The organism is Acinetobacter sp. YH01007 (assembly GCF_013420425.1).
Lineage (GTDB): Bacteria > Pseudomonadota > Gammaproteobacteria > Pseudomonadales > Moraxellaceae > Acinetobacter > Acinetobacter towneri.
The window spans coordinates 91099-110451 of record NZ_VOYC01000012.1; the positions used below are offsets into that span (position 1 = coordinate 91099).

Annotated in this window: 17 protein-coding genes; 4 read left to right on the forward strand and 13 right to left on the reverse strand. The window is 41.7% G+C overall.

Going from position 1 to position 19353, the window contains the following annotated elements:
* Positions 1-55: 55 nt before the first annotated feature.
* The 6 genes from yaaA to FTT74_RS07535 all read right to left on the reverse strand — a co-directional run bounded on the left by yaaA (position 56) and on the right by FTT74_RS07535 (position 7785).
* Positions 56-835: a peroxide stress protein YaaA gene (gene yaaA / locus FTT74_RS07510; RefSeq protein WP_004972986.1), complete on the reverse strand. Its 780-nt coding sequence runs from the start codon at positions 833-835 to the stop codon at positions 56-58.
* Positions 836-1265: 430 nt separating this feature from the next.
* Entirely contained in the window at positions 1266-1631 is a 366-nt protein-coding gene (locus FTT74_RS07515; protein WP_168417980.1) for a hypothetical protein, read from the reverse strand.
* Positions 1632-1766: 135 nt separating this feature from the next.
* Positions 1767-4013: a bifunctional prephenate dehydrogenase/3-phosphoshikimate 1-carboxyvinyltransferase gene (locus FTT74_RS07520; RefSeq protein ID WP_136144523.1), complete on the reverse strand. Its 2247-nt coding sequence runs from the start codon at positions 4011-4013 to the stop codon at positions 1767-1769.
* A 3-nt stretch (positions 4014-4016) separates the two neighbouring features.
* On the reverse strand, positions 4017-5108 hold the full coding sequence (gene hisC, locus FTT74_RS07525) for a histidinol-phosphate transaminase (protein ID WP_004972978.1): 1092 nt from the start codon (positions 5106-5108) through the stop codon (positions 4017-4019).
* Positions 5109-5181: 73 nt separating this feature from the next.
* Positions 5182-6291: a prephenate dehydratase gene (gene pheA, locus FTT74_RS07530; protein ID WP_004972976.1), complete on the reverse strand. Its 1110-nt coding sequence runs from the start codon at positions 6289-6291 to the stop codon at positions 5182-5184.
* A gap of 351 nt (positions 6292-6642) precedes the next feature.
* Positions 6643-7785, reverse strand: a complete 1143-nt coding sequence (locus FTT74_RS07535) for an acyl-CoA dehydrogenase family protein (RefSeq protein ID WP_179988816.1) — start codon at positions 7783-7785, stop codon at positions 6643-6645.
* Between the two features lie 240 nt (positions 7786-8025).
* Here FTT74_RS07535 and FTT74_RS07540 point away from each other — a divergent pair, with 240 nt between their 5' ends.
* Entirely contained in the window at positions 8026-9036 is a 1011-nt protein-coding gene (locus FTT74_RS07540) for a glycosyl transferase family protein (RefSeq protein WP_178318933.1), read from the forward strand.
* A gap of 84 nt (positions 9037-9120) precedes the next feature.
* Here FTT74_RS07540 and FTT74_RS07545 read toward each other — a convergent pair whose 3' ends face one another.
* A complete protein-coding gene (locus tag FTT74_RS07545) occupies positions 9121-9390 on the reverse strand; it encodes a YeaC family protein (protein ID WP_004972971.1) in 270 nt (89 codons plus the stop codon).
* Positions 9390-10307, reverse strand: coding sequence for an NAD(+) kinase (locus FTT74_RS07550; RefSeq protein WP_207973958.1), 918 nt, complete (start codon positions 10305-10307; stop codon positions 9390-9392). The genes FTT74_RS07545 and FTT74_RS07550 overlap by 1 nt, the downstream gene beginning before the upstream one ends.
* A 179-nt stretch (positions 10308-10486) precedes the next feature.
* Between FTT74_RS07550 and mrcB the strand changes: the two genes are divergently transcribed.
* Both mrcB and FTT74_RS07560 read left to right on the forward strand, forming a co-directional pair.
* Positions 10487-12880, forward strand: coding sequence for a penicillin-binding protein 1B (mrcB, locus tag FTT74_RS07555; protein ID WP_179988817.1), 2394 nt, complete (start codon positions 10487-10489; stop codon positions 12878-12880).
* A gap of 72 nt (positions 12881-12952) precedes the next feature.
* Complete coding sequence (locus FTT74_RS07560) at positions 12953-13471, forward strand: hypothetical protein (protein WP_096901888.1); 519 nt, start codon at positions 12953-12955, stop codon at positions 13469-13471.
* Between the two features lie 74 nt (positions 13472-13545).
* Here the strand turns inward: FTT74_RS07560 and FTT74_RS07565 are convergent, their stop codons facing one another.
* Entirely contained in the window at positions 13546-14445 is a 900-nt protein-coding gene (locus tag FTT74_RS07565) for an NUDIX domain-containing protein (protein WP_179988818.1), read from the reverse strand.
* 138 nt (positions 14446-14583) lie between these two features.
* On the opposite strand from FTT74_RS07565, the gene hemP reads away from it, so the two are divergent.
* Positions 14584-14754, forward strand: coding sequence for a hemin uptake protein HemP (hemP, locus tag FTT74_RS07570; protein ID WP_179988819.1), 171 nt, complete (start codon positions 14584-14586; stop codon positions 14752-14754).
* A gap of 111 nt (positions 14755-14865) precedes the next feature.
* Here the strand turns inward: hemP and FTT74_RS07575 are convergent, their stop codons facing one another.
* The 4 genes from FTT74_RS07575 to FTT74_RS07590 all read right to left on the reverse strand — a co-directional run bounded on the left by FTT74_RS07575 (position 14866) and on the right by FTT74_RS07590 (position 19264).
* Entirely contained in the window at positions 14866-16215 is a 1350-nt protein-coding gene (locus FTT74_RS07575; RefSeq protein ID WP_179988820.1) for a HAMP domain-containing sensor histidine kinase, read from the reverse strand.
* 17 nt (positions 16216-16232) lie between these two features.
* Positions 16233-16895, reverse strand: coding sequence for a response regulator transcription factor (locus FTT74_RS07580; RefSeq protein ID WP_004972960.1), 663 nt, complete (start codon positions 16893-16895; stop codon positions 16233-16235).
* A gap of 143 nt (positions 16896-17038) precedes the next feature.
* Positions 17039-17395 carry a NirD/YgiW/YdeI family stress tolerance protein gene (locus tag FTT74_RS07585; RefSeq protein ID WP_179988821.1) on the reverse strand — a complete coding sequence of 119 codons (357 nt, stop codon included), beginning with the start codon at positions 17393-17395 and terminating at the stop codon, positions 17039-17041.
* 111 nt (positions 17396-17506) lie between these two features.
* Positions 17507-19264 carry a GspE/PulE family protein gene (locus FTT74_RS07590; RefSeq protein ID WP_004972956.1) on the reverse strand — a complete coding sequence of 586 codons (1758 nt, stop codon included), beginning with the start codon at positions 19262-19264 and terminating at the stop codon, positions 17507-17509.
* Between the last annotated feature and the right edge of the window lie 89 nt (positions 19265-19353).

The window sequence follows — 19353 nt, forward strand, 5'->3', positions numbered from 1 at the left end:
CGCCCCCATCTGCCATAGGTTAGCATGATGGGAGATTCAACGATTAAACCGACAGTTAGGCGGCTTGCTCGTCACGTTTAAAGACCAATTCGCCTTTTAAAGAACTGTCTGCATCGAAATAATAACCTTCACTATTGAATGCTTTTAAGTCTTCTGCGCGTTCTAATTTATTCTCGATGATAAAACGTGCCATCAAACCACGGGCTTTTTTGGCATAAAAACTGATGACTTTATATTTACCATTTTTCTGATCTAAAAATACAGGTTTAATAATTTCAGCCTGAATTTTTGCTTCCTGCACCGACTTATAATATTCATCGGAAGCTAGATTAACTAATAATGCCGACTGGTTATGTTTTAAATCTTGGTTAATTAAATTGGTGATGATATCGCCCCAGAAACGATACAAATTTTCACCGCGCGCATTATGCAACTTAGTGCCCATTTCCAAACGATACGGCATCATTAAATCTAAAGGACGCAATAAGCCATATAAGCCAGAAAGCATACGCAGGTGTTGTTGAGCAAACTCAATATCTGCAGCAGACAAACTATAAGCATCTAAGCCTGTGTACACATCACCTTTAAAAGCAAACATGGCCTGACGCGCATTGGCAAGATCAAATTCTGCTTGCCAGTCACGAAAACGCTCGACATTTAAAGTGGCAATTTTTTCACTCACACTCATTAAACTGGCAAGTTCAGTAGCAGAAAGTTTACGCGCTACATCAATTAACTCTTGTGAATGTTCAAGTAATCTAGGTTGAGTATATTCATCGCTTGGTAATGCAGTTTCATAATCTAAAGTCTTGGCTGGAGAAATTAAAGCGAGCATAAACCACCTAAATAAAAAATACTGCGCTCACTATAGCAGCAGCTTTCAACAAACTCCAATGCGTGTTTTTGTTTAACCCTATCGGAAAAACACGTTGCGTTGTATTGCTAGAAGATGATCTCTTAGATCAATCCAACGTGGAGGCTGAGGTGCTTTTATTTCAGTGTCTGCTTTAAAAAAACATTGATTCACTCTGATCAGTTGAGCTTATTTTTTTTATAGTACTTGCAACATTTCTCTAGGCAATAAAAAACCCACTTAACTCTCCCAAATTAAGCGGGTTAAAATCAGGTTGTTATGTTGTATTTTTCTTGCTGCTCAATATACGGTTAGGATGTGTCAATTAGATGACATATCATTTAAAAAATGAATAATTTTGATTTATAAATCAAGTATAAATTTTAAATGACTCATTTGCATCTACATTGTTTTAACCTTTCCATTCAAACTCACTAAATGAATGATCTTCTTTCAAGGTGTTTTCTACTGCTTGCGCCAATTGATTTAGCAAGCTTTGCTCAGTAATACGCTCCAGCCAGTCTTGCTCTTCATTTGGGTATGAGGTAATTACACAAATCAAATGCCCATCTTCATCACGGCTCTGACAGTTTACTGCCAATGGTAAAGCGTATTCATCTACACTCACTGCCACTTGCGCACCGCTTTGTGGCAAAGTCTGAAAACCATATTGGGATAAATTCTGTGAAAGTAAATTCGCCACATAATTCTGTGCCAGAGTGCAATCTTGTAACTCTTGTTTATTTTCACAATTCGCCATAAATTTTAATTTGCGCATGCTCGAACCCAAAGGCTTTTTTCTTGTATGGGTTTAGCATAAGCAATAAAACGCAAACAGCCAAGCAAAAGCTTGGCTGTTTCAGCATAAAGTCTAGGCTTTGCGACTCTTCATCGCAGCCCCTATCGTTTTGGCTTATTCTGTCACTTGAATATTCAGACCTGCCACACCTGCAAGCTCAGTAAAGGTAGGGAAACTTGTTGCTACTGTTTCTGTACCTACAATTTTAATTTCACCAGAAGTACGCAAGCCTGCCATAGAGAAACTCATGGCGATACGATGGTCATGATGTGATTCAATCTCGCCGCCTGTAAATATCGCTGACCAGTCGCCTGCTTTGCCTTTACCCTGAATGATGATGCCATCGTCAGTTGGTGTGCAGTCAATGCCCATGGTTTTTAAACCATCTGCCATCACTTGAATACGGTCTGATTCTTTTACGCGCAATTCTGCAGCACCTGTCAGTACAGTTTGACCTTCAGCACAAGCTGCAGCAATGAACAATGCAGGAAATTCATCAATCGCCAATGGCACTTGATCTTCAGGAACATGAATCCCTTTTAAAGTACGTGAACCACGAATACGAATATCTGCAATTGGTTCACCGCCTGCAATACGTTCATTTTCCACGCTCAGGTCTGCACCCATTTGTTTCAGAATTTCAATCACACCTGTACGGGTTGGGTTAATGCCCACCGCTTCTAAGGTTACATCTGAATTTTCTGTAATGGCTGCACCCACCATGAAGAATGCCGCAGATGAAATATCAGAAGGTACTTGAATATCTGTACCCACCAATTTACCGCCGCCTTGCAATGAAATACGGTTACCTTCAGTTTTCACTTCATAACCAAATGCACGTAACATACGTTCGGTATGGTCACGCGTTGGTTCAGGCTCAGTCACTGAAGTTTCACCTTCTGCCCAAAGCCCTGCCAATAAAATACCTGATTTCACCTGTGCAGATGCCATTGGCAAATCATAGTGAATACCTTTCAGCGCTTGCGCACCTGTAATCGATACTGGCGGTGTGCCACGTTCACCCGTCGTTTGAATTTGTGCACCCATTTCACGCAATGGTTTAGCAATACGTTCCATTGGACGCTTGGTCAATGACGCATCACCTGTCATAACAGAATCAAACTGCTGTGCAGATAACATGCCTGCCAACAAACGCATAGATGTGCCTGAGTTGCCCATATAAATTGCGCTTGCAGGTGCTTTTAAACCTTGCATGCCTACGCCATGAATGGTGACTTCACCATTTTTAGGGCCTTCAATGCTCACACCCATATCACGAAATGCTTGCAAAGTCGCCAATGCATCTTCACCTTCAAGGAAACCTGTCACATGCGTAGTGCCTTCGGCAATTGCACCAAACATAATGGAACGATGTGACACAGATTTGTCACCCGGTACGGTAAATTTACCTTGGAAAGTCTTAGCACCCGGCAAAATCGTAAATTGTTGTGTCACGTTATTGTTCTCCATAAAAGGTTTCTTGGCGAGCATATGATTAAAATGCTGTCGTGCCGCTTGTGCATGTCCAAGCAAGCCCATTAAAGCATGCGAGTCTTCTTGTTCAATCAGTTGGCGAATAATCGCGAGTTGACTTTCAAAGCCATCCACCGCTTTTAACAATGCAGTTTTATTGGCCAAGAAAATGTCATGCCACATTTGTGGATCGCTGGCAGCAATACGTGAGAAGTCACGAAAGCCACCTGCAGCATAGCGGAAAATGTCTAAATTATCTTCCCGATTTGCCAATTGTTCGACCAAATTAAAGGCCATTAAATGTGGAAGATGACTGGTATACGCCAATACCTCATCATGTTTTTCCACATCCATGCAAATTACTTCGGCTTTGGCGCTTTCCCACATTTGAATCAGTTTATTGACTGCCCACGGCGCACTGCTTGGCAATGGTGTCAAAATGACTTTGTGATTGGCAAATAAATCAACCTTGCCTGCATGCACGCCTGTATGCTCTGCCCCAGCAATTGGATGCCCGGGTACAAAACCTGCAGGTAAATGTTCTCCAAAAACCGCTTTGGCTGCAGCCACGACACTGCCTTTGGTGCTGCCTACATCGGTCAGAATTACATTATCTGCCAAATGTGGCTGAATTAATCGCAAGACTTTTTCTGTAGCTTGCACAGGTAGCGCCAACACCACTAAATCTGCGCCTTGTACCGCATCTACAGGATTGTTAAAGCCTTGTTCAATTAATCCTAATTCCAAAGCATCTTGCAGCGTTTTTTCAGAACGGGTCGATGCCACAATATGCCGACTTAAGTTTTCTGCCAGCATTACACGTGCCAAACTCGAGCCTATTAGCCCGAGTCCGATAAATGCAACTTTTTCAAACAATGGTTGCGCCATGTTTTATGCCTTCGCTTCCTTGCCCAATACTTTGGCTAATGCACGCAGGAACTTGGCATTTTCTGCTTCTGTGCCAATTGAAACACGTAAATGGGTCGTAATACCCACAGGACGTACAATTACACCTTCTTTCAATAAGGCGTTAAAAGTTTGACCCGGATCGGCTTCTACATCTACCAAAATAAAGTTAGCACGTGAAGGCACATAATTCAGACCCAATGCTTTAAAGCCTGCTTCCAATTGCGCCATGCCTGCTTTGTTGGCAATACGTGATTTTTCGATAAAATCTTCGTCTTTTAATGCCGCAACCGCAGCCACCATTGCCAAGTGATTGACGTTAAATGGTTGACGAATACGGTTTAAATAATCGGTCACTTCTGCAGAAGCTAAAGCAAAACCAACGCGCAGCGCCGCCAAACCATAGCACTTAGATAAAGTACGGCTCACGATTAAGTTTGGATATTGCTCAAGGAATTTAAGGCTGTTGAAGTTTTCTGGGAAATATTCCACATAGGCTTCATCTAATACCACAATCACCCGTGCAGGAACTTTTTGCATAAAGGCTTCAAATTCAGCCTCTTCAAACCATGTGCCTGTTGGGTTATTTGGGTTAGCAATAAAAATTAACTTGGTGTTGTCTTGAATTGCTGCTGCCATAGCATCCAAGTCATGTGAGAAGCCTTTGGCAGGCACTTCAATCGCTTGAGCATTAATCGCTTGCGTTACCAAAGCATATACTGCAAAGGCATGTTGGCTATACAACACTGAATCTTGATCTGAAACGAATGCGCGAGCAAACATTTCTAGCAAATCGTTTGAACCATTACCCAAAGTAATACGGTCATGCGCAAAGCCAAATTGTTTTTGAATTTGGTCTTTTAAAATAAAACCACCACCATCTGGATAGCGACCAATTTCAGCAATTTCTGCTGCAACGGCTTCTTTGACTTTGTCTGAACAGCCCAATGGGTTTTCATTTGAAGCAAGTTTGACGATATCTGTAATCCCCAACTCACGCTCAAGTTCACTGATTGGTTTACCTGGTTGATAAGGCTTTAACTTCGAGATGCCTTCATTGGCTGGGACAAACGACATTTTACACTTCCAGTTGACTAGGTGGTGAATGTGGCGCGCATGACAAACATGCACATCACTGAATTAAATACGATTACAACACGGCAGCAGGATAAGAACCCAAGACACGAATTTCTTTCACCAATGGACGGATTTCTTCAATCGCTGCACGGACATTGTCTTGCTCGACATGCCCTTCTAGGTCAATGAAGAATACATAGGCCCATTTTTCAGGCAAGGCAGGACGTGTTTCAATACTGGTCAAGCTAATATTGTGCTTCGCAAATGGTGCAAGAATCTCAAGCAATGCCCCTGCGCGGTCATGTGCAGACACCAACAATGAAGTTTTATCATTGCCACTTGGTGGAACTTTCTCACGACCAATCACCAAGAAACGTGTGGTATTTTCTGGGTTATCTTCAATATTGCTATGTAAAATTTCGAGTTCGTAAATATTGGCCGCAATTTCAGAAGCAATTGCAGCAGAATGCCATTCATTACGAATACGGCGCGCTGCTTCTGCATTGGAGCTGAGTGCCACACGTTCTACACCCGGATAATGTACATCTAACCATTTACGGCATTGTGCCAAAGTTTGCTGATGCGCATAAATTTGTTTAATGCTGTCTTTACGAGTGTTTTCTGACACAAGGAATTGGTGATGAATACGCAATTCTACTTCACCAATCACATTTAATGGCGATGATTTAAAGCAATCTAAAGTATGGTTCACCACACCTTCAGATGAGTTTTCGACAGGTACTAAACCATAGTGTGCACTGCCTGCTTCCACTTCACGGAAAACTTCATCAATAGTAGGCAAAGGACGCACAATCGCATCTTGACCAAAATGTTTAAGTACTGCGGAATGCGTATAAGTACCAATTGGCCCTAAAAACGCAATACTTTGTGGCGCTTCAAGTGCCAAACATGCCGACATAATTTCACGGAATAAACGTGCCATGGTCACATCAGACAACGGCCCTTCGTTGCGTTCCATAACATTACGTAAAACTTGCGCTTCACGTTCAGGACGGTAAAACAACGGGCTCTCTTCTGCTGCAAATTTTGCTTTCGCCACCGCTTCAGCAAGTCGTGCTCGACGGTTAATCAGCTGCTGAATCTGTTGATCTACAGAGTCAATATCTTCACGGATTTTAGCGAGATCAAGAGAAGTCGTTGTGTTCTGATCGTCTTGGATCATTGTTATGTCGCCCTTCATAAACATTTTGCAAATAGTATAACAATAGTTAGCTTTCAAATGTTGCGCAATACAACTTTCAGTGTTTCAGATTTAAAAACATACAGTTGATCAAAGCATCACCAATCTATACATTTAAGCCGCAACTTTGCACAACGTACCGCTTAAAACTGGGCAACTATGCTTTTCTTTTTTGCATCTCTAATTCTAAGCGGTGTAATTTTATTTTTAAGTGTAATTATCAATCAGCTCATTGCTTTTAAGTCTGATCAAATTCATAAAAAAAGAGCCAGCACTGGGCTGACTCTGGAGATGATCCTTGATCTTTATTCAATTGGACTTTTAGGCATTGTTTTAACGCCCCAATAAACCACGCGCGACAATTTCTTTCATAATTTCATTGGTTCCACCGTAAATTCGCTGGATTCGCGCATCGACAAAGAAACGAGAAATCGGGTATTCCGTCATATAGCCATAACCGCCAAACAGTTGCAGCAATTGATCGGCAATTTTCATTTGCATATCTGTCGCAAAGCTTTTTAAAGCGGCTGCAGTTTCGACGTCCAGTTTGCCCTGCATATACAATTCGACGTTTTGATTATAAAAAGCAGCGGTTGCCAATTCATCAATTTTAGCCTGTGCCAAAACAAAACGGGTATTCTGGAACTGACCAATGGCTTGTCCAAACGCCTGACGCTCTTGCACATATTGTGTGGTCACATCAATTGAACCACGAATAGCACCCAATGCTGTGGCTGCAATCGCGGTACGTTCACGTGGCAATTCTTGTATTAAATAGGCAAAACCATGCCCTGCCTGTCCCAACAGTTGGTTTTTCGGCACTTTGACATTGTCGAAGAATAGCTCTGACGTATCTTGTGAATGCAAACCAATTTTTTCCAAATTGGTGCCTTTTTTAAAGCCTTCCAAGTGAGTATCGACCAACATGAGCGACACGCCTTTGGCACGTGCTTGCGGATCAGTTTTTACTGCCAAAACCACCAAGTCTGCATGCTGACCATTGGAAATAAAGGTTTTAGAGCCATTCAGTACATAATGATCTTCTTGCAAAATGGCATTAGTACGCATGGCTTGTAAGTCTGAACCCGCACCTGGCTCGGTCATGCCAATTGCACCAACTACTTCACCCGACACCATTTTAGGTAGCCAGTATTGTTTTTGTTCTTCTGTACCAATATGCAAAATGTACGGCGCAGCAATTTCAGAGTGACAGGAAATACCTGTAGAGAGTGCGCTATAACCTGCACGTGCCGACTCTTCGACCAACATTAGGGAATAATGCGTTGGAACACCATAGCCGCCATATTCTTCAGGCACATCAATACATAAAAAGCCATTTTCACCTAACAGATTCCACACGCTGCGCGGCATGATGCCCTCACGTTCCCACGCAGCATAATGCGGTGCAATATGCTCCTGCATAAAACGTCGAAAGTTATCTCTAAATAATTCTAAATCAGCATCATAAGCCAGCATATCCAATCCTTTATTTTTCAATTGTTGTTTTCAATAGTATCCATGCTATGCATTTTTATACAGGCTGTCATGTTTTATCCCTACAGATTGTCTTACTTTACAGTCAAACTTTAGTCGTCATTTCAGATATGCAATGAAACTTGTGGCAGCTCGTACAAGCTGAAGCTGTGAATAGTGCTGCAAACTGTTGCCGAAGTTTATACACTAGTATACTAACTAAAGATGTGTGTGAACTCGCTTATGCCAAATACAAACCCCAATAAAAGAAATATTTATAAAGATGCAGAACATCCATTCGCACAATTTATTCGAATTATTGGCAAAGGCAAAACAGGCGCACGTTCACTGACCTATGACGAGGCCTATCAAGCTTTTTCTATGATTTTGCGCAATGAAGTGTTGGATGTGCAATTGGGTGCTTTTTTAATGTTGCTGCGTGTGAAGGAAGAATCTGTAGAGGAGTTGGCAGGTTTTGTACAAGCTACCCGTGATCAACTGCAATTTAAACCGCTTCAGGTCGATTTAGACTGGTCATCTTATGCAGGTAAACGCAGACATTATCCGTGGTTTTTATTGGCAGCGCTGACTTTAGCAAAACATGGCTATAAAGTGGTGATGCATGGTGCTTCTGGGCATACCATCAACCGTTTATATACCGAACAAGCACTGCAATATTTAGATTATCCAATTTGCCAAAATGACCTAGACGTTGAGCAACAATTAGCGCAGCGTAATTTTGCTTATTTACCTTTAGATGTTATTTCACCGATTTTGAGTGAGTTGATTAATTTACGCAATGTGATGGGTTTACGTTCTCCTATTCATACCCTTGCCCGTTTAATCAATCCTTTTAATGCCAAAGCCACCATGCAGGCGATCTTCCACCCCGCTTATCGCAGCTCGCATCAACAAGCCGCATTTCAGTTGGGTTATCAAAACAGTGCAGTAATTAAAGGCGAAGGCGGTGAATTTGAGCGCAACCCTGATGCCAAGACATTAATTTGTGGCATCAAAAATGGCGCTTTATATGAACACGAACTGCCTAAACTGACCGATAACCGTAGCCCTGTAGAAGAAGAATTGGATTTGGCAGTATTTAAAGCCGTCTGGCTAGGTCAGCAAACTCATGAGTATGGTGAAGTCGCCATTACCGAAACCATAGGTATCGCTTTATATACCATGGGCGTTTGTGATGATTATGCAGTAGCGATGCAAAACGCACAGCAGCTTTGGCAAAATCGTCACAACTAAAACCTCATTGAAAATACAAAAAAAGACACCCATCTCAGGCGTCTTTTTTATCTTTCAATTTTCATGAAAGCAGTTTTGCATCAATTAAACAAAACGAATTGGTTTAAATTCTTCATGCTTGTGATGATCGTCATCACACTGCTCGCCTTCTTCTTTAGTGCCACGGTCAATATAGCCACTACGCTCAGTTTCAGGCAGGTTTTTCATTTCCCACGCATACACTGCTTGCATACAAATTTGACGTTGCTCTTGGGTCAGCGCAACACCATTAGGCCACTTGCCAATTTCAATTGCCGTTTTTAAACGTCCAACAATTTCAGGATCGAGTACGGCAAGCATTTGTTCAATATTCATCATTCATCCTGCTGTTGCATTGATTCAAAATCTTGATTCCACCCTAACTTGGTTCGACAAGCCATATAGAAGTCATAACCTGGTGGATGTAATAAATTTAATTTATAAGGATGTTTGCGGATATGCAAACTATCTCCAACATTTAATGAAACACTATGTTGACCATCGGCACTGACCATCGGCAACACACGGTTTTCACGAATATTGATTTTAATTTCGCTGTGTCCACCCACCACAATTGGGCGTGAAGACAAGGTATGTGGATGCATAGGCACCAATGCAATTGCATCCATGCTCGGATGCACAATTGGGCCACCACCCGACAAAGCATAAGCCGTTGAACCTGTTGGGGTCGAAACGATTAAACCATCACTGTGCTGACGATAGACATATTGCCCATCAATATTCAGTTCAAAGTCAATCATGTGAACCGACTTACCCGAATGTAGCACCACATCATTTAAGGCAATGGCTTCATAAATGATTTCGCCTTTAGAGCGCACTTCCATTTCCAGTAAAAAACGGCGGTCTGACTGAAAATGCCCTTGCAAAACCTGATCAAGTTTAAAGATTACTTCTGTCGGTTTAATATCGGTTAAAAAGCCTAAACGCCCGCGGTTCACACCAATTACAGGGGTATTGTATTTAACCAAAGCGCGTGCTGCATGCAGCAATGAACCATCACCACCCACCACAATCACCAAATCGACCACTTCGCCTAATAAAGCACGGCTAACTGTTTGGGTATTGTTATAAGGTACAAGTTGAGCAGTGTCAGAATCAAAAACGGGATGCAAACCCAATCCTAAAATATGGTCGTGAATCAGACATAATGTTTCTACAACAGAATATTTGTCTGGACGACCAATCAGTCCAATGTTCCGAAAGTTCTTATGTGAAATTTGCACCTGCGATATCGCTCCGCTACGATTCGACGCCTATCATAGCACTAACCTAGTTGATTTAAAAAAACTTTAAAACTACATTTCTGCTCAATTTTATGACGATATTTTCCCTTCAGTCACAGATTAATTATTGCAAATTCAGTAAAAGCTTCGCATGATTAGCAAAATTTATCAGGATCTTATCGCGATTTATGAAGTCTGAGCGTGGCATAGGCATAATTGCATTACTATTTTGCATCATCGTTATTGGTGGATTTATTGCATTTAGTATCTACTTGATTCGTCTGGATAATATTGTCAGAGACAAATTTGAAGGACAGCGTTGGGATATTCCAGCCAAGGTTTTTGCACGCCCGTTAGAAGTGTATAGCAATGCACCTGTCAGCCAGACCGACTTTACTCAAGAACTGAAACTGCTTGGCTATAAAAATACAGATAATTATGCTAAATCAGGCAATTATGTCAGCGATGGTAATACTTTATTTGTGCATACCCGTGGTTTTGACTTTGGAGACAGTGTCGAACCTGAACAGGTTTTAAAAGTCAGTTTTGCCAACAATCAAATTAGTGAAGTGAGCGCCACCAAACCATCTAATACAGGTATTGCACGTTTAGAACCGATGTTGATTGGCGGAATTTATCCACAGCACAATGAAGATCGTGTGCTGATTAAACTGAATAAAGTACCTAAACCGCTGATTGAAGCCCTTATTGCCACTGAAGATCGTAATTTCTATCAACATCACGGCGTTTCAATTCGTGGTACTGCACGTGCTATTGTCAGTAACGTCACGGGTGGCAAACGTCAGGGTGGTTCTACCCTTACGCAGCAATTGGTGAAAAACTTTTATTTAAGCCCAGAACGCACCTTAAAACGTAAGGCCAATGAAGCACTCATGGCCATGCTGATTGAACTACATTACAGCAAAGATGAAATCTTAGAAGCCTATTTAAATGAGGTGAATTTAGGTCAAAACGGTAACTATTCTATTAATGGTTATGGTCTAGCTTCACAGTTTTATTTTGGTATGCCGTTGCGTGAGCTAAACATTTCACAACAAGCCTTTTTGGTCGGTTTGGTACAAGGTCCATCATTATATAATCCTTGGCGCAACCCTGAAGCTGCCAAAAAACGTCGTGACATTGTACTAAACAATATGTTGGTGATGGGTTATTTAAACCAAGAACAATATGAAAAAGAAACTGCGCGTCCCTTAAATGTCATTACAAAACCGACCATTGGCCCTGCCCGTTTCCCTGACTTTTTAGATATTGTCCGCCGTCAATTACGTACTGAATATCAAGAAGGAGATTTGACCAATCAGGGTTTGCGTATCTTCACGACGCTTGATCCGATTGCACAAACCAACGTACAAAATGCTTTTAAAGCATCGGTTGAGCGTTTAAGCAAAGCCAATCCAAAGCGTTTAAAAGAATTACAAGGCGCGGTGCTAATTTCTCATCCTGAAAATGGCGAGTTAGTGGCAGCGGTAGGTTCTACGCAAGATTTTACGGGTTTTAACCGTGCCTTGGATGCCAAACGTCAAGTTGGCTCACTGCTCAAACCAATTATTTATTTAAGTGCGATTGAGTCTGGTCGATATAACTGGGCAAGTCCTGTAGAAGACAGCCAAATCAGCATCCCAATTGATGGTAAATCTTGGACACCACGTAATTATAGCGGCAGCGATCATGGGATTGTGTCTATGTCACAAGCCCTATCTCAGTCTTATAACCTATCTGCAGTTCGTTTGGGACAGGAGTTTGGATTATCTACCTTCCGTAATCACCTCATTAAATTTGGTGTACCAAGTGATGCGGTTCCGCAATATCCATCTATTTTCTTGGGTGCAGTAGATTTATCGCCTATGCAGGTGATGGATATTTATGGCAACTTTGCCACTGGTGGTTTTAAATATCCGACCAAAGCGATTCGCACCGTAGTCGATGCCAATGGACGTTTACTGGATCGTTATGGTTTAACCGTACAACAAACCATTGATCCTTCTGCCGCCTATATTTTGAATTATGGCTTACAGCAAGTGATGAGTTCTGGTACAGGTCGTTCAGCTTACAATAGCTTATCGACAGATTTAAAATTGGCAGGTAAATCAGGTACAACCAATGATACTCGTGATTCATGGTTTGCGGGCTATTCAGGCAATTATTTAGCCGTTGTATGGCTTGGTTTGGATGATAACAAAGTCACAGGCTTAACAGGCTCGTCTGGTGCTTTGCCTGTCTGGAGTAATGTGATGCAGCAATTGCGTCAAAAACCTGTCAACTTACGTCAGACTGAACAAATTCAATGGCATTGGATTGACCGCAGTTCTGGGCATTTATCTGCACAAGGCTGTGAAGGTGCGATGTATATTCCAGTGAATCGTAATAATGTACCACGTCAGGCAACCGCATGTGGTTTTTCACACTATCAAGTTGAACCCGTTTACCAACCCGATACTGAAACTCAACAAGCAGCTCCTGAAACCAGTGACAGTATCGAAAATTATATCCGTGAAACTGAACCTGTATCAGATGACAATACCGATGGTCGTGTCATCTCAAGCGGCAGTTATATCAATTAAACTTGAGGATATCGATTGGTTACGCTTATGAAATTATCACGTTTAAGACAGGTTTTTTTCACCACATTCGCTATGGGTGCGATGGCAACGATTGTAGCTTGCCAGAGTTTACCTGAACCGCCTGCTCCTCAGCCTGTGCCTGAAAAACCTAAAACTGTGACGACACCAGAAGGTGTGGTGATTCGTCCTTATGAACGTGAAGAAATTAAGCGTCAATCGTTGCAAGTGGTGGTGCCACAACAAACCGTGCAACAAAAATTAGAGGATGGTCGTAGTTTGCCTGCTTTTCAAAAGTTGATGCAGCAAACCCAGACCGCTTATAAACAAGGTCAATTCAATCAGGCCGAAACAGCAGCTTTGCAAGCGCAGCGACTTGCCCCGCAAGCGGCTGAAACCTATTTATATTTGGCTTTAATTGCCAACCAAAAAAAGCAACCTGCCAATGCAGAAGCCTTGGCACGTCGTGGTTTAAGCTATGCACAAAGCGATGCCATGAAACGTCAATTGTGGTTAGTCATTCAAAAAGCAGCACAGCAACAAAATAATGCCAAAAGCCTTGCGCAAGCCCAACAAGCTTTGAAGGATTTGTAAGGACGATGATTTAATAAACTAAAAATCGCTGAGTGTAATTACATCAGCGATTTTTTATTTGTCAAACCAGAAATTCAAATAAAACGTACGCCTGCAATGCCATAGGCATGATGCTGCTCTGCCGTAGCAAAATCATCCTGAGTTAAGCCACCCAAAGCAAAAACAGGAATATCGACAAACTCAGCAATCTGTTGGAATTTTTCCCATCCTAAAGGTGTGGCATCATGATGCGTAGTAGTTGCTAAAACAGGGCTGAGCAAAATTGCTTCACAGCCAATTTGCTGTGCATGTTGTGCCGAAACAATGTCATGACATGCTGCAATATAACGCTGCCCGACTTTTAAATCGCCCTTTTGGAATTGCATTAGTTGCGATTGTTTCAAATGAATTGCTGCAATCGCGTGTTGCTGAATCGTATTTAATTGCTTCCACAATTCCAAATTGATAATCACTTGCCCCAGTTGCTCAATGCAATATTCTGACAATTCAACCTTGCAGGCAGCATTGGGCTCAACCCGCCAATACAGCAGTTTTTGCTTAGGCAAATTTGCTAAATGTTTTAAATCTTCACTGACTTTAATAGCCTGTTGCCACGCCAGTCGTTGCACAATTGCACGATTGGCTTGCGGAAAATTCAGCTCTAAAAGTTGCGGACGGCTAAACCATGTCCAAGGCACTTGAATATCTTTTAATAAAGCCGCAGGTACAGCAGCCTGAAAAATATGCAGATTGACAATCACATCATCATATTCATGGCAAATAATATCAAAGGCATGCCAATGCTGTATGCCAATACCAACTTCTTCAAACACCTCACGGCGGCAGGCATCTACAGGAGTTTCGCCTGCTTCCACTTTTCCACCAGGAAACTCGTGTTTATTGCCCTGATGTTGTTTGGCTTCGCGCCAACCCACCAACACTTTGTTTTGATGAAATAACAGCGCAATTGCCACATGAATTTTTGGCTTGGACATGAACCCGATTCCTTTTTTGCAATGTACGTTTTACTGCAAATTGTAGACTTTTATAAAATTAAAAATAATCCGTTGACAGGTTTACATGATAATGATTATCATTTAAAACAATTCTTACACACCACGGAGTAACTCAAAATGAACGCCCCATTTAACTTATTTTCACGTCATTCAGACACTCAGCATGCCCTACCTATGTTACATTCAAATAACTTGTTCGCGCTAGGACGCGAAATTCGTATTTTGCATGCAGGCGAAGAATATCGTTTTCGCTTAACCCGTAACAATCGTCTTATTCTCACAAAGTAATTAAAATAATCAACACAATAATAAACGTGGAAACAGCAGTATGAATCAGCGCATACTGCTTTTAAGTTCTGACTTGTTTAATTTTAACTTGCTTCCTAAAACCAATCATATTTACAACTGGGCTTTAGGCAACAAAATACGCACTTTTAAACCACCTTGTTCAGCACGTGAAAATTCAATTTTTCCTGCATGCAACTCTATAATTTTCTTACAAATCGACAGTCCTAAACCAGAACCTTGAGTTTTACTGCCTAAAGCACGGTAAAAGCGTTCGCCCAAACGTGCCAAAACGTCATCAGTCACTGCATGACCATTGTCGGCGATGCAAATTTCCTGCATCAATTCATGCGGTTTCGCTTCAATCCAAATACGTCCTTGAGGTGCTGCATAACGCACTGCGTTGTCAATCAAGTTGCGCAGGCAGCTAAATAGCAATTCAGGATTGCCTTGCACTTGTATCGGTTGAATATCTGACTGAATCTGAATGGCTTTTTCCTGAATAAACGGCGTCAGACTTTGTAAAACTTCCTGCACCAAGTCTGCTATAGATACCGCACTTTTATTTAACGATGCCGCATCTGTCGGGTCTAAACGTGCCAATAACAGCAAATTTTCCAATACTTGTGTACCACGACTGACATCACGCTGAATTTGCTCTAAATCTTGTGCCAACTCAGGTTGTTGTTGGTATTTACGTTTTAGCACCTGCAAACGCAATTGAATGGCAGATAAAGGAGAGCGTAATTCATGCGAAGCATCTGCTGTAAATCGCTGTTCTGCAATTAAAGACTGCTCTACTCGCCCCAACAATTTATTCAATTGCTGCAGCATGGGTTGCAGTTCTTTCAATTCAGGTTGTGTGGGGATAATTGGCGTCAAATCATGTTGATTTTTTTCTGCAATTTGTTGGGAGACTTGCTGAATCCGCTTAAATTGACGACCAATCATAAAATGCACAATGGCCCATTGCAGCAACCACAACAGCAATAAAATAGCGGCATAACCTAAACTGGTTGCAGCAATTTCCTTGAAGCGATATTTAAGCGGCTGCGCGACAATCACATGCAAGCCATCTTCCTCTGCCACATAGCTGCGCCAAATTTGTCCATCTTGCCAGTGAAATGAAAAACCATGCTCAGATACCACGGCAAGCTGAGACAAGTGAAGCTGAGAAATGTCATGTTCATCTTCAGAGGTAGTCAAAATCAGATCATCTAATCCCAATTGATAGGCAATATGAAATTGCTCACTCAACTCATCGACCTGATTGCCTGCATGGTCACGCAAGTCTGCTCGCAGCAACATATCGGCTATTTCATCCATAATGTCATCATGCACGCGCATGGTCTGATAACTGGCAACCGCCAATAATAAAATCAGGGCAAGTCCACCCGCCAAGACCGAACTTAAAACGGAGCTTTTAACCAGTTTGGACTGTAAAGAAATGACCTGTTTAGACATGCGGAGATCAAACTGAATTAGTTATCTTGCTGCATACGATAGCCTAAACCTCGGATGGTTTTAATGCGGCTACTGCCAATTTTTTTGCGTAATTGATAAATAAATACTTCAATCGCATTACTTTCAATTTCATCGCCCCATGCATATAAAGACTCTTCGAGCTGTTCACGAGTCACCACATGCTGCGGGTTTTGCATCAGTTTATGTAAAATCTGGAATTCCTTGGCCGTTAAATTGACCTGTTGATCATCCACTTTCACTTGTTTGCTTTGCGTATCTAAAACCAAGTTGGCAAATTCAAGCTGCTGTGTCGGATGACTTTGCGCACTGCGTAACTGACTGCGTACCCGCGCCGATAGTTCTTCAAGGCTAAACGGTTTGACCAAATAATCATTGGCACCTAAATCAAGTCCCTGTACCCGATCTTGAATACTATCGCGCGCAGTAATAAAAATAACAGGTGTGTCCTGTTGCTGCTGTCGTAAAGCGTGCAGAATTTCATCACCGCTATTTTTAGGCAACCCACGGTCTAACAACACACAATCATAATGATGCTGCTGAATCGCTAAAATGGCATGATCACCACGTTCAACCCAATCGACATTATAACCATCCATTTCCAGCCAAGTTTTTATACTTTCTGCTTGTGATACATCGTCTTCAGCCAAGAGTAAGCGCATATCTTCCTCTGTTATTTATGCTTCAAAATTTTATGATTTCAAAATACTTTACATGATAAAACCACATACACCTTACAGCGTATGTGGTTTTTGAGTGAAATCAGTTTTGTGTAGCAACTAATGCTGTTTTACACAGCGTAGATTTAGAAACGAACTTGATCCACATCTATTTCAATACGTTTTGTAGGCTTGTGATCAATATCCACTTCACCAATTAAGGTAACAGGCGTTTTGGCAGAAACTGCTTTGCCATTCCATAAGTCATCATCAATATCGACCGTAATAGTGCCTGTGTTATCACGGAACTGATATTTTTCATCACCAATAGATTTCACCACATAACCTTTTAACTGCACTTTGCTGTCATCTTTCAGGCTTAAAGCTTGTTTTACAGTTACATTTTGATGTAGTGCTTGGGTGTTAATGCTGTCGTTTGCCATGGTGATTGAAGCCATTGCCATTAAACCTGCCATCAACATTGCTTTCATTGTAAATTTCATTGCTTCACCTTTTTGTGTTGCTCATTTCGTTATGGTGATTAAAACAAAGCAAGATGAGCTGAATCTTAAGATTTCCATTTTTTAAAATTCATCGTAAAAAGTTTGAATCTGCTAATTTAATGGCACGACTCGCAACACTTCCTCTAAAGTGGTCATGCCTTCTAAAACTTTGCGTGCGCCTGCAATACGCAACGGTTCAATGCCCTCTTTTTTAGCTTGCTGACGTAATTCATTTAAATTGGCATTGGCACTGATGAGCTGTTTGGTGTCTAAACTTAAAGGCATAAACTCATAAATTCCGACCCGACCTTTATAGCCCGTTTGACGACATTCATCGCATCCGACAGGTTTAAACACTTGTGCAGGCATTTCCATAATGTAGTCAAAGGTCAAATGTTCCCAGTCTTTTTCATTTATTGAGCCTTCCTGCTTACAATGCGGACATAGCTTACGCACCAAACGCTGTGCCAAAACGCCTAAAATTGTGGCAGCAGTCAAAAATGGCTGCACGCCCAAATCATGCAAACGAGTCAAACTTGACGGCGCATCATTAGTATGCAGTGTCGATAAAACTAAATGCCCCGTCAGTGCCGCTTGAATCGCCATATTTGCGGTATCCTGATCTCGAATTTCTCCGACCATAATAATGTCAGGGTCTTGACGCATTAAGGCACGCACACCATCGGCAAAACCTAAATCAATTGCGGTATTCACCTGCATTTGGTTAAAACTCGGTTCTAACATTTCAATCGGGTCTTCAATGGTGCAGACATTGACTTCATCGGTAGCCAATTGCTTTAGCGATGAATACAGCGTGGTGGTTTTACCCGAACCTGTAGGGCCTGTAACCAAAATAATGCCGTGACTATGTGCAGTCAGGGCATGCCATTCATTCAACAAACGACTATCAAAACCCAATTGCTGAAAACTGCGTACCAATACTTCTGGGTCAAAAATACGCATCACCAGTTTTTCGCCAAACGCCGTTGGTAAGGTCGATAAACGCAGTTCAGTTTCTTGTCCTTTTGGAGTTCGGGTTTTTAAACGTCCATCTTGCGGTTTACGTTTTTCGGCTACATTCATACGCCCTAAAATTTTAATCCGTGAGATGACTGCGGTAAGCGTATTGGCAGGCATGTTATAGATGGTGTGCAACACGCCATCAATACGAAAACGTACTTTGCCAGTATCTTTACGTGGTTCGAGGTGAATATCACTTGCGCCTTGTTCAAAGGCAAATTGCAGCACCCAATCCACCAACTTCACAATATGTTGATCATTGGCATCTGGGTTTTGGGTATCGCCCAATTGCAATAAAGCCTCGACCCCTTTATTTTCACGGTCATGTGCAGAAGATTTTTGTGATGAGTGTACTGCGCGACTCACTTGGTAATATTCGATCAAATAACGCTGTAATTGATCTGGGCTGAGTAAAACTCGCTGAATTTTTTTGGGCAATAAACTATGTTCTAAGTTGGCAACCCATTCTTTTTTATAAGGTTGATCTGTCGCAATTAACACCGCATCTGCAGTCACTTCCACCGCTAAAATACGGTTACGCAGTGCAAATTCCTGCGACATCACAGCTGTTAAAGCAGCAACATCGGCTTTTAACGGATCAATAATATAGAATGGCAAGCCTGATTTATCAGCCAGCCATTGGCATAAACGGTTTAAAGTTAAAGTGGTTTGGGGATGACTTTGATCGACCAAATTAAAGTTGGCAATCCATTGTAACGGATGCCATTTTAATTGATCACGTTGACGATGCGTGGTTTGTACCAAAGCCTGATCACGTTCGGTAATTTTACCATCTTTGACTAATTGTTCTAAGCACCAAGTACTGTCTATTTCAAAATTAAAATTCATTGTTATATGCCCCAAAATCTGGGTTTACTATAGCAGAGTTTGCTTTCAGGGCTGAATGACTTCTTTAATACAGTAATCTTGTATGGTTC

Excerpts from the sequence above, each read along its gene's own strand:
- FTT74_RS07565 (WP_179988818.1), bottom strand. The coding sequence starts at position 14,445 with ATGTCCAAGCCAAAAATTCATGTGGCAATTGCGCTGTTATTTCATCAA.
- FTT74_RS07590 (WP_004972956.1), bottom strand. The coding sequence starts at position 19,264 with ATGAATTTTAATTTTGAAATAGACAGTACTTGGTGCTTAGAACAATTA.
- FTT74_RS07585 (WP_179988821.1), bottom strand. The coding sequence starts at position 17,395 with ATGAAATTTACAATGAAAGCAATGTTGATGGCAGGTTTAATGGCAATG.
- FTT74_RS07540 (WP_178318933.1), top strand. The coding sequence starts at position 8,026 with ATGCCAAATACAAACCCCAATAAAAGAAATATTTATAAAGATGCAGAA.
- FTT74_RS07580 (WP_004972960.1), bottom strand. The coding sequence starts at position 16,895 with ATGCGCTTACTCTTGGCTGAAGACGATGTATCACAAGCAGAAAGTATA.
- pheA (WP_004972976.1), bottom strand. The coding sequence starts at position 6,291 with ATGATCCAAGACGATCAGAACACAACGACTTCTCTTGATCTCGCTAAA.
- FTT74_RS07575 (WP_179988820.1), bottom strand. The coding sequence starts at position 16,215 with ATGTCTAAACAGGTCATTTCTTTACAGTCCAAACTGGTTAAAAGCTCC.
- hemP (WP_179988819.1), top strand. The coding sequence starts at position 14,584 with ATGAACGCCCCATTTAACTTATTTTCACGTCATTCAGACACTCAGCAT.
- hisC (WP_004972978.1), bottom strand. The coding sequence starts at position 5,108 with ATGTCGTTTGTCCCAGCCAATGAAGGCATCTCGAAGTTAAAGCCTTAT.
- FTT74_RS07560 (WP_096901888.1), top strand. The coding sequence starts at position 12,953 with ATGGGTGCGATGGCAACGATTGTAGCTTGCCAGAGTTTACCTGAACCG.
- yaaA (WP_004972986.1), bottom strand. The coding sequence starts at position 835 with ATGCTCGCTTTAATTTCTCCAGCCAAGACTTTAGATTATGAAACTGCA.
- mrcB (WP_179988817.1), top strand. The coding sequence starts at position 10,487 with ATGAAGTCTGAGCGTGGCATAGGCATAATTGCATTACTATTTTGCATC.
- FTT74_RS07545 (WP_004972971.1), bottom strand. The coding sequence starts at position 9,390 with ATGAATATTGAACAAATGCTTGCCGTACTCGATCCTGAAATTGTTGGA.
- FTT74_RS07520 (WP_136144523.1), bottom strand. The coding sequence starts at position 4,013 with ATGGCGCAACCATTGTTTGAAAAAGTTGCATTTATCGGACTCGGGCTA.
- FTT74_RS07535 (WP_179988816.1), bottom strand. The coding sequence starts at position 7,785 with ATGCTGGCTTATGATGCTGATTTAGAATTATTTAGAGATAACTTTCGA.
- FTT74_RS07515 (WP_168417980.1), bottom strand. The coding sequence starts at position 1,631 with ATGCGCAAATTAAAATTTATGGCGAATTGTGAAAATAAACAAGAGTTA.